Below are 1,629 nucleotides of genomic sequence, written 5' to 3' on the forward strand. Positions count from 1 at the left end.
TGAGCAAGAACCGCCCTGGCAGATGCACTCAAATCAGGTTTCTCATCGCCTGCGCCGTCTCCCGCAACACCGACAAAACCCGTCCCCCCGCATCCTCACTCGACTCATGCCCCATGGGCATGGTCACGCTGAGCGCCCCGGCCACTTCCCCGTGCCGGTCCCGCAGCGGTACGGCAATACCGCGGTAATTGAGTTCCAGCTGCTGCTCGGAAATCGCCCATCCTTGTGCCCGCACGCGCGCCAGTTCGATCCGCAGGCGGTCCTTGCTGGCGATTGTGTATGAGGTGTAGGCCTTGAGCTCGTGGTTGGCCAGCCAGGTTTCCAGCCAGGCGGGGTCGCGCATCGACAGCATTAAAAGGCCCGCTGCCGTGACCTGGGCCTGCACGCGTGAGCCCAGCACGTAGCCGGTGTTCATGGCGCGGCTGGAGCCGTTGCGGGCGATATAGACGATGTCGTCTCCGTCCATCACGCTCACGTACGCGCTCTCCTGGGTGCCGGCGGTCACGCGCTGCAAAAAGGGTTGCACGATGCGCGGCAGGCGGGCCGACTCCAGGTAGGACTGGCCCAGGCGAAGCACCCGCGGCGTCAGCCAGAAGAGCTTGCCGTCGCCGGCGACATACCCCAGGTGCTCCAGCGTCAGCAAATAGCGGCGGGCGGCCGTGCGTGTCATGCCGCAGCGCGCGCCGGCCTGGCTGGCGGTCAGGCGTGGGTTGGCGTCGTCAAAACATTCGATGACGGACAGGCCTTTTTCCAGCCCGGCAATCCAGTCGCGCTTGTCCAGCGTGGAAGGGCTGGGGGCCTGCAATGTAGAGGGTGAAATGGGGAGTTTGGCCGCAGTCATTTGCTGAAGTATTCACAAGAGGGTTTCAACGCAGGCATAGGTCAAACCCTTGTTTCGTTCGATCATCGATCTTTATTGAGCGATCATCGATCAATTTGGTGATAAACCTGTTGGGATTCCTGAGGCTAGCTACTAAAGTTCACACCAAATCTGGCAGTTTCAATCGATTATCGAACGTTTTAGGCAATCCAGCATGTTTTCCACCATTCAGGGCAATACCGACGTGTATCTGATCCCCGGCGATCCGGTCGGGCAGGTGCGTGCGCCGGAGGTGTTCAACCTGATCTTCAAGACGCTGGGTATTGATGCTGTCCTTGTCCCGGTGCATGTGGCCGCCGGGGACATCCAGGCTTTTGTGAAAGCCGCTTTCCTGGCCAGGAACGTCAAAGGCATGTTGCTGACCATCCCGCACAAGGCAGAAGTGATGAGCCTGCTTTCGCATTGCAATGACGCGGGCCGGGTAGCCGGTGCGGTGAATGGCATTCGCCGTAACGCAGCCGGTGAACTGGAAGGTGCCTTGTTTGATGGCAAAGGGTTTGTCCTGTCGCTGGACTATTTCGGTGTGGCCTACGCCGGCAAGCGCGTGTTGATACTGGGCGCAGGCGGCGCGGCAGCCGCGATTACCGCTTCACTCGCGATGGCGGGAAACCAGTCGCCGGCCGCCATTTCGCTGTATGACCCGGCGCCCGGCAAGGCGCAGGTGCTGGCCGACCAGATTACCGCCGCTATGCCGCTGTCAAACGCAAGCATCGCGGCTGTGAGCAGCGGTGACCCTTCGGGCCATGACG

General features: G+C 61.3%; 2 protein-coding genes. One reads left to right on the plus strand and one right to left on the minus strand.

Annotated elements, in window-relative coordinates; all coding sequences use genetic code 11:
- Positions 1–28 precede the first annotated feature (28 nt).
- On the minus strand, positions 29–841 hold the full coding sequence (locus AC1DWI_RS22330; RefSeq protein ID WP_477667901.1) for an IclR family transcriptional regulator domain-containing protein: 813 nt from the start codon (positions 839–841) through the stop codon (positions 29–31).
- 193 nt (positions 842–1,034) lie between these two features.
- Here AC1DWI_RS22330 and AC1DWI_RS22335 point away from each other — a divergent pair.
- Positions 1,035–1,629 (plus strand): shikimate dehydrogenase family protein (locus AC1DWI_RS22335; RefSeq protein WP_477725804.1); only part of this gene is annotated, 595 nt, incomplete at its 3' end.

Source organism: Polaromonas sp. P3_C2, from assembly GCF_056402675.1.